7 protein-coding genes are annotated in these 9,063 nt (G+C 28.3%); 3 read left to right on the top strand and 4 right to left on the bottom strand.

What is annotated here, in order from left to right; all coding sequences use genetic code 11:
- Nucleotides 1–387: 387 nt before the first annotated feature.
- Genes glgD through glgB form a run of 4 tightly spaced genes read right to left on the bottom strand, consistent with a single transcriptional unit; the run spans nucleotide 388 to nucleotide 6,101 of the window.
- Nucleotides 388–1,494 (bottom strand): glucose-1-phosphate adenylyltransferase subunit GlgD, encoded by a 1,107-nt coding sequence (glgD, locus tag E5347_RS16470; protein ID WP_136008314.1) that lies wholly within the window; start codon nucleotides 1,492–1,494, stop codon nucleotides 388–390.
- A gap of 15 nt (nucleotides 1,495–1,509) precedes the next feature.
- Nucleotides 1,510–2,694 (bottom strand): glucose-1-phosphate adenylyltransferase, encoded by a 1,185-nt coding sequence (locus E5347_RS16475; protein ID WP_136008315.1) that lies wholly within the window; start codon nucleotides 2,692–2,694, stop codon nucleotides 1,510–1,512.
- A gap of 24 nt (nucleotides 2,695–2,718) precedes the next feature.
- Nucleotides 2,719–4,173 carry a glycogen synthase GlgA gene (gene glgA, locus E5347_RS16480; RefSeq protein WP_136008316.1) on the bottom strand — a complete coding sequence of 485 codons (1,455 nt, stop codon included), beginning with the start codon at nucleotides 4,171–4,173 and terminating at the stop codon, nucleotides 2,719–2,721.
- Nucleotides 4,174–4,175: 2 nt separating this feature from the next.
- On the bottom strand, nucleotides 4,176–6,101 hold the full coding sequence (gene glgB / locus E5347_RS16485) for a 1,4-alpha-glucan branching protein GlgB (RefSeq protein ID WP_136008317.1): 1,926 nt from the start codon (nucleotides 6,099–6,101) through the stop codon (nucleotides 4,176–4,178).
- 310 nt (nucleotides 6,102–6,411) lie between these two features.
- On the opposite strand from glgB, the gene E5347_RS16490 reads away from it, so the two are divergent.
- The 3 genes from E5347_RS16490 (at nucleotide 6,412) to E5347_RS16990 (ending at nucleotide 8,956) form a co-directional block, all read left to right on the top strand.
- A complete protein-coding gene (locus E5347_RS16490; RefSeq protein ID WP_136008318.1) occupies nucleotides 6,412–7,320 on the top strand; it encodes an ABC transporter ATP-binding protein in 909 nt (302 codons plus the stop codon).
- Between the two features lie 2 nt (nucleotides 7,321–7,322).
- Nucleotides 7,323–8,546 (top strand): ABC transporter permease, encoded by a 1,224-nt coding sequence (locus E5347_RS16495; protein ID WP_136008319.1) that lies wholly within the window; start codon nucleotides 7,323–7,325, stop codon nucleotides 8,544–8,546.
- Between the two features lie 266 nt (nucleotides 8,547–8,812).
- Nucleotides 8,813–8,956 carry a hypothetical protein gene (locus tag E5347_RS16990; RefSeq protein WP_168354987.1) on the top strand — a complete coding sequence of 48 codons (144 nt, stop codon included), beginning with the start codon at nucleotides 8,813–8,815 and terminating at the stop codon, nucleotides 8,954–8,956.
- The last annotated feature ends 107 nt before the right edge of the window (nucleotides 8,957–9,063 follow it).

Below are 9,063 nucleotides of genomic sequence, written 5' to 3' on the forward strand. Positions count from 1 at the left end.
TTGCTGGTTTATTTTACTTAACTTTATTCTGTTCAATTTTCAAAGACCATTTTCTTCATCGCCCTCAAGCGACTTTCTTATCTTACTACTTTTAAACTAATGTGTCAATAATTTTTTAAATTATTTTTTTAGTTCTTTGTAGTGAATTCTCTCGGGTTTCCCCTAAGAACGAGATTAATCTTACCATCTCTATTGATAATCATTTTTAAAGAATATACATATTATATTAACTTATCATTATAATACTTAAGTATACTCTTTATTTTTAATTTTTTCATCTATTGATACACCTGGATAGTTTGTTATTATATTTAAGCTTAGAGATATTAATTTCCCTAAGCTTAAACATAAATATATACATTAAATGTAATATATAACTTTTAAAAATTATACTGATCTTCTTCTTTGTATAGTTACTGGATAGTTGTCAGTACCCATAATTACCTTTTCTTCAGGTACTATCGTTCCCCTATCAGCAATAACATTATCCATAATAACATTTTCTCCTATAATTGAATCCTGCATTATAATACAATTTTTCACCTTAGCTCCTCTTCCAATAATTACTCTTCTACCAAGAATACAATTCTCTACTTCCCCTTCTATATATGATCCATTAGCAACTATTGAGTTAGTAACTATACTCATTTCTGTATAATTAGCAGGTGGCTCATCCTGAGATCTTGTGTATATAGGCTTTTCATTATAGAATATCTCCCTATTTATACTTTGATTTAATATATCTAAGTTTGCATCAAAATATGATTTAATAGAATTTATACATGATAGATATCCTTCATACTCATAAGCACCAACTTTTAATTTACTTAAATTATCTGAAATGAATTCCCTTATCTTTTTATATACTCCTGAGTTAATACATTTATAAACTATATCTATAAACAATTCAGTCTTCATTATATACATTTCCATATTAATTTTAGCTTGCTTTTCAATACCTATATTTTCCCCAATACTTATAACTCTATTATATTCATCAATATTAAGTACTTCACATTCTAAAAAGTTCTTGTTTGCATTATTTATATTTTTAAATATTGTTGTGATATCATTATTAGATTTTAAATGATACCTTAAAACATCATTAAAATTAATATTACAAATCATATAGGCAGGACTTATTAAAACATACTCTTTTCTACTTTGCTTAATAAATTCTATATTTTCTGTAAAGTTATGAATATCATCATTAACTGGGTCAAAGTCTCCAAAGTTAAAAACCCTAAGCCCATCTTTTTTCCTATGAAGATCCCATGGCCTACCATTTGTTATATGATTTATTAATGATTGAGATTTATTAATTGTAAATATCCCTATACCTTCTATACCAGAATTAGTCATATTAGATAAAATAAAATCAATTATTCTATATCTCGCTGATAATGGTGCTGATGCTAAAGTCCTATATCTAACTAACTCTCCCATTCTACTTTGGTTTTCATCTAAATTAATTATTCCTAGGCAATTTTTCATAACATATCACCATCCTTAAGTATTTATTAATTCATTTTTTAATGATATTTCTTTAAAGTCTATATCAAAATCACTACTTAAATATTCATCTGCTGCTACAACTCTTATTCTTTCTGAATCTACTATTTTACAACCATGACCTATAATTGCGTTATTTCCTATAATCGCTTTCTCTATTATTACATTATCTCCTATTTGAACATTTGGCATTATTACAGAGTCTTTTATTATTGTATTTTTCCCTACATATACTCCTTGAGATAAAACAGATTTTTCTATATTTCCATATATCATACACCCTTCTACTATCAAGGAACTTTTTACTTGTGCACCTTCCCCTATGTAGTGGGCAGGACTTGCTTGATTCTGGGAATATATCTTCCACTCACTATCATATAAATTCAATCCATTATCTCTCTCTATAAGATCCATATTAGCTTCCCAAAGGCTTTCTATAGTCCCAACATCCTTCCAATAGCCATCAAAAGGATAAGCCATCATCTTTCTTTCTGCCTTCAACATCTTTGGAATTATGTTTTTACCAAAGTCGTTGCTAGAATTAATATCATTTTCATCTTCTTTTAAATAATGCTTTAATATCTTCCAATTAAATATATATATTCCCATTGAAGCATTTCTACTTTTCGGCATTTGTGGCTTTTCTTCAAACTCATATATTGAGTTATCTTTTCTTGTATTCATTATCCCAAACCTACTTGCCTCTTCTATAGGAACTTTTATTACAGCTATTGTTGCATCAGCCTTATTATCTTTATGGAACTTTAGCATATTATCATAATCCATCTTGTATATATGATCACCAGATAATATTAGAACATACTCAGGATTATACCTATCTACAAATTCTATATTTTGATATATAGCATTTGCTGTTCCCTTATACCAATCTCCTCCCTTTGCTCCCTGATAAGGAGGTAAAACAGAAACTCCCCCATCTCTCCTGTCTAAATCCCATGGATCCCCAATTCCTATGTGGGAATTTAAGTCTAATGGTTTATACTGAGTTAAAACCCCAACTGTATAAATCCCAGAATTAGAACAATTGCTTAAAGGAAAATCTATAATTCTATATTTACCTCCAAAAGATACTGCTGGTTTTGCTACATCCTTAGTTAAAACTCCCAATCTGGAGCCTTGTCCTCCTGCCAAGATCATTGCTACAATTTCTTTCTTCCCCATACACCTTTTTCTCTCCTATACCTATTACTTATAAATAATTTGATTTTCTTTACTTATTACTTCTCTATAAAGGCTCACATACTCCTTAGCAGCCTTTTCCCAGCTATTATCTGACTTCATAGCATTATCAACTAATTTAATCCATTTATCCTTATCTTTATAAATTCCTAAAGCATATCTAGTTATATTTAATAAATCTGAATGAATATAATTTTTAAATCCAAATCCATTTCCTGAACCATCATACTCATTATAAGGAGTAATTGTGTCTTTAAGCCCTCCAGTTTCCCTTACTATTGGAACACTTCCATATCTAAGTGCAATTAACTGACCAAGACCACAAGGTTCAAATAATGATGGCATCAGAAATATATCAGACGCAGCATATACCTTATGGGCTAAATCATTACTAAATCTAATATTGGCACTTACTCTATTAGGATATCTTTGGGCAAAGCTTTTAAAACCTTCTTCATATATATAATCACCGGTTCCTAAGACAAAAATTTGGACATTTTCCTTTAATAGCTCCTCTAAAATATTTAATATTAAGTCACATCCTTTTTGATGAGTAAGTCTTGAAACTATACCTATTAAAGGTATTTCATCATTAACCTCTAAGTTAAACTCCTTTTGAAGAGCACTCTTATTAAGTAATTTATTTTCGTAAGACTTTGAATTATAGTTATATTCTATTTTATTATCTAATTCAGGGTCATATTCCTTATAATCTATCCCATTTACTATTCCATCTAAATAATCTTCTCTATATCTTAATAATCCTTCTAGACCTTCCCCATACTCTGGAGTTTTTATTTCTTCAACATAACTTTTACTTACTGTTGTTACTTTATCAGAATAATTAATTCCTCCCTTTAAAAAACTAACTCCACCATTATGTTCTAAACTTCCATTATTGAAGGCTTCATAATCATATCCAAAAAGCTCAGGTAGAACTTCTTTAGTAAACATACCTTTAAAATAAAGGTTATGAATAGAAAAAATAGTTCTTATATCCTTTAACTTCTCATTTTTGTAGTATTCAAGCTTGTGTAATACTGGTATCATTCCAGTTTGCCAATCATTACAATGAATTATATCTGGAGTCCACTCTATATGAAGCAAAAAATCTAATACAGCCCTGCTAAAAAAAGCAAATTTCTCACCATCATCGTAATAACCATATAATCCAGTTCTTTTAAAGTAATATTCATTATCTAATAAATAAAATGTAACTCCATCTATAATATATTCTAATATTCCACAATACTGATTTCTCCAACCAACATTAACACTATATTTATCAATATAAGTAAAGTTCTTTTTAACTTCTTCTTTAATATCCCTATAATTAGGTAAAATAACCCTTACATCTACCCCTTCCTTTTTTAGTTCAATAGGAAGAGCTCCTATAACATCTCCGAGTCCACCTGTCTTAATAAATGGATGTGCTTCTGAAGCTACAATTAAAACCTTCATTCTTATTCCCCCTTAAAAATATTAGAAACTGCTAATACTGATACGGCCATAGGAGGAACCTTTATTTTCACTGAATATGCTTTATTATGATAACCAAGTTCTTCTGAACTTATTTCTTCTTCATTTAATTGATTTGAACCACCATACTCACTACTATCACTATTAAATACTTCTTTATATACTCCATTGAATGGAACTCCTAACCTAAAGTCATAATATACTATAGGTGTAAAGTTACATATGAATATTAGGGTATCTTCATCTTTGATGCCTCTTCTTAAAAATATAAAAATACTTTGATTGCTATTATTAGCATCAATCCATTCAAATCCCCTAATATCATAATCAAGTTCCCAAAGAGATTTATTATTTTTGTAAAACCTATTTAAGTCCTTAACATAACTTTGTGTTAACTTATGCATCTCAAAATTATTAATTAATTTCCACTCAAGTTCTTCATATTCTCTCCATTCAATAAACTGAGCAAATTCACTTCCCATAAAGATTAACTTTTTACCTGGATGACCTATCATATATGCTAAATATAATCTTAATCCAGCAAATTTATTCCAATAATCTCCCCACATTTTATCAATTAATGATTTTTTCCCATGAACAACTTCATCATGGGATATAGGTAAAACAAACTTTTCAGAGTAGTTATACATAATAGAAAAATTTATTTTATTATGATGATGTTTTCTATGAATAGGATCTAACTCAATATACTTTAATGTGTCATTCATCCACCCCATATTCCATTTCAAATTAAATCCTAAACCGCCATTCTCAACAGCTTCTGTAACTTTGGGCCATGCTGTTGACTCTTCTGCAATCATTAAAACATTTGTAAAGTTGGACTCTATACTCATATTAAGCTCTTTTATAAAACTTATACCCTCTAGACAACCATCTCCTCCATATATATTGGGTGTCCATTCCCCATCTTTTCTTCCATAATTTAAATAAATTATATTTGATACAGCATCTACTCTAAAGCCATCTATATGAAATTCCTTAATCCAATAAAAAGCATTAGAGATTAAAAAGCTTCTCACTTCATTCTTACCTAAATCGAAATTAGCTGTACCCCATCCCTTATTATCAGCTTTCCAAGTTTCTTCATATTCATAAGTTGGTGTTCCATCAAATTTGAATAATCCATGTTCATCTCTACAAAAATGTCCTGGTACCCAATCTAAGATTACTCCAATATCATTTTTATGAAGTTCATTTATTAACTCCTTTAGATCTAGTGCATCACCATATCTGCTATTTATTGAGTAATATCCTGTAATTTGATATCCCCATGATGCATCTAATGGATATTCACATAATGGCATAAATTCAACATGAGTATATGCCATTTCCTTTAAGTATTTAGGTAAGACTTTAATCAATTCCCTATAAGTAAGAAATTCATCATCATTCTTTTTCCATGATCCAAAATGAATCTCATAAATATTTATAGGTATATTTAATGGATTAAAGGCTTTTCTTTTATCTACCCATCTCCTATCTGTCCATTTAAACCTATCTCTTTTCTTAACAATAGATGCCGTATTAGGTCTTACTTCAGAATAAAGTGCATATGGATCTGACTTATATACTCCTTTATTATCTCTTCCTAAAATATAATATTTATATTTTGTCTCTTCCTTGATATTTGGAATAAAGACACTCCATATCCCTTTATCATTTATTTTTTTCATTTTATATTCATCATTAGGTTCAAAATTAGAGAAGTCTCCTACAACATATACTTCTTCTGCCTTAGGTGCCCAGGTAGTAAATCTTACCCCTCTTTTTTTATTTTCACTTTTAAGGTGTGAGCCCATAAATTTATAACTTGTAAAATTCTTCCCATCATGAAAGAGTTCAATATTATACTTGGTATCTCGACAACTACTTTTATTATCTTTTAACATATTAATATCTCCTAGTTAACATAAATAGAATAAAAACATTATATCAATACCTTATATTTATTTCCATTTTTTCATTTTACTTGAATTATCATATTAAATTATTTTATTACATTTATTTACATAATGACTTTTATTTATTTGTTACTTAATAGATTAATTTTTAGAGATTTAAATTATATTTATATAATTTTTGTTTTAATATTAAGCTTTTCTTAAGATAAGATTAATAGTTATTAAGTTTTTCTTCTTATATATATTAAGATTTAAGGATTATTATTAATTACAATACTTACTTATAAGGAGGAAAATAATGAAGGTTTTAGAGGTAGAAAATCTAAAAAAGTCTCTTGGGAAAAGAGAAATTATTAAAAATATATCTTTTTCTATTGAGGAAGGTGAAATCTTTGGATTCTTAGGTCCTAATGGTGCTGGTAAAACTACTACTATAAGAATGCTAGTTGGTCTTATACATCCTAATGAAGGAAGCATTAAAATATGTGGCTATGATTTAAAGAAAGATACAGAAAAGGCATTAAAAGAAGTTGGTGCTGTAGTTGAGAATCCAGAGTTATATAAATACTTAACTGGAAGAGAAAATTTAATGCAAATAGCTAGAATTAGAAAAATTCCTAAGAAAAGTGTAGAAGAAACAATTAAATTAGTTGGTCTCGAAAATAGAATTGATGATAAGGTAAGAAAATATTCCTTAGGTATGAAACAACGTTTAGGTCTAGCAGCATCTTTACTTTCAAATCCTAAGCTACTTATACTTGATGAACCTACTAATGGTTTAGATCCATCAGGAATCTTAGACTTTAGAGAAGTAGTTAAAAAAGCAGCTAAAGAAAAAGGAATGGCAGTGTTTATATCTTCTCATATATTATCAGAAGTACAACACCTATGTGATAGGGTTGCTTTTATCAATCATGGAACTATTAAATCAGTAGAAAATGTAGTAAATGATTCTATGAAAACTGATACTGATATTATTTGTTTAAATCTTACTAAAGAAATAGATCTGAACTTACTTAAAAATATTGAATATATAAAATCAGTAAGAAAATCTGAAGATGGAATTGAAATTATTTTATTATCTAATACAACTCCAAAACTAATTAAATATCTTGTTGATAATAACTTTGAAATAGAAGAAATCTATAAAATCAGAAAAGGGCTTGAACAAAGATATATGGAATTAGTAGAAGGGGGTATAAGATAACTATGCTTACACTTATTAAAAATGAACTTATAAAAATTTTAAAAAGACCTAAGACTTGGATAGTTTTTGCTTTATTTCTTGCCTTCATTGGTATAACAGCTTATGGTACATGGAGTGGAGATAAAAACATGAGAGAGTGGATTTCTCCCGAATATCAAATTAAACAAGCTGAAGAGCAATTAGTATATGTAAGAAATGATATTAAGAGAGCAGAAGCTGATGGTGATGAAAATTGGATAAATGGCTCAAAACAAATAGAGCAAAGCTTACTAAAGCAAATAGATGATAATAAAAAAATTATTGAAAATGGAATTGAAGAAGATGCTTGGAAAAAGCAATTAGATGATAAGATTAAAAACTTAGAAATTATAATTAAAGAATATGAAGATACAGGCATTAATGAATGGAATAAAGTTTATTATGCTCAAGATAAGCAAACTTTAGAAGACTATAAATATCTAAAAGCTAATAATATAGCTCCTATAGAAAATTGGGAGTATAACGAATACAGTTTCTATAATAACTTAAGCCAATTCTTCGGTCTAGGATTATTAATTGCAGGTATTGCTGTATTTATGAGTGATATTGTATCTGGAGAATGTACCCCTGCTACTTTAAAGTTCTTACTTATACAACCAGTTAAAAGAGGGAAAATATTATTTTCTAAATTTATAGCTGCTGTTATAACAGTACTTTCATTAATATTAATTCCCCAACTTGCAGGAATGGCAATAGTTAATGTAACAAGTAATATAGAGGCTTCTGATTATCCAATTAGAATAGAGCAACAATATGAGAAAAAATTTGATCAAAGCTCACAACAAATGATGATGGAACAAGTTCCTGATACATCTACTATGGTAACTAATAAGGAATTTGCATTAAAAAGTATAGGATATCAAACCTTATTTATATTAACAGCTTGCTCAGTAGTATTTATGATTTCAACTTTATTCAAAAGCAGTATGATATCTATGGCTGTTTCAGTAATACTAACTATATTCTTAACAATAGGAGGTCAAGCTATTACTACAATCAGTTCATATAGTCACTTATTATTTACAACATATGCTGATTCAGTTAGTTTATTAAACTCGAATCTAGCATTAGCTTATAATAATCCTAATTTAACAACCACTACTGCAATAGCATGTATGTTAATAACTACTATAGTAGCTTATATAATAGCTCACTTTAATTTTACTAAAAAAGATATATTAATTTAAAATAATATCAACAAGGTAATTGTTATTATCCACAAGTATTGTATTCTTATATAATATCTTGTGGATATATTTTTGTTATTATAGGTTTCAATAAATAATCTACATCTTGAGTAATTATGTGATTTAAAATGAACTAGCCTAATAAAGTATAAAAATATTATTGCAACTTATATACCTTTAAATCATCAATACTTCGAAATATATTGATAATTGTTATCTATTAATATATACTATTGATATAATTAACTTTATTAAAGGAGGGCATTATGAGTTCACAAGAAAAGGACACAAAGAAGCCACAAGAAGTAATTGCTCCTAAAAAGGTAAAATATCAATGCTTGCACACAAGCGAACCTAGAGAATGTACTTGCATTAGAAGCAAAGGTTTAGTTTTAAAGAAAATAAATTAGACTCATAGAAAAAAAGACTTAAGATTAAATCTTAAGTCTTTTTTATTTACTAACCTGGCAACGTTCTACTCTCCCACACAGTCGCCCGTGCAGTACCATCGACGCTG

This window comes from Clostridium sartagoforme, assembly GCF_004794105.1.
In the GTDB taxonomy this organism is placed as follows: domain Bacteria; phylum Bacillota; class Clostridia; order Clostridiales; family Clostridiaceae; genus Clostridium; species Clostridium sartagoforme_B.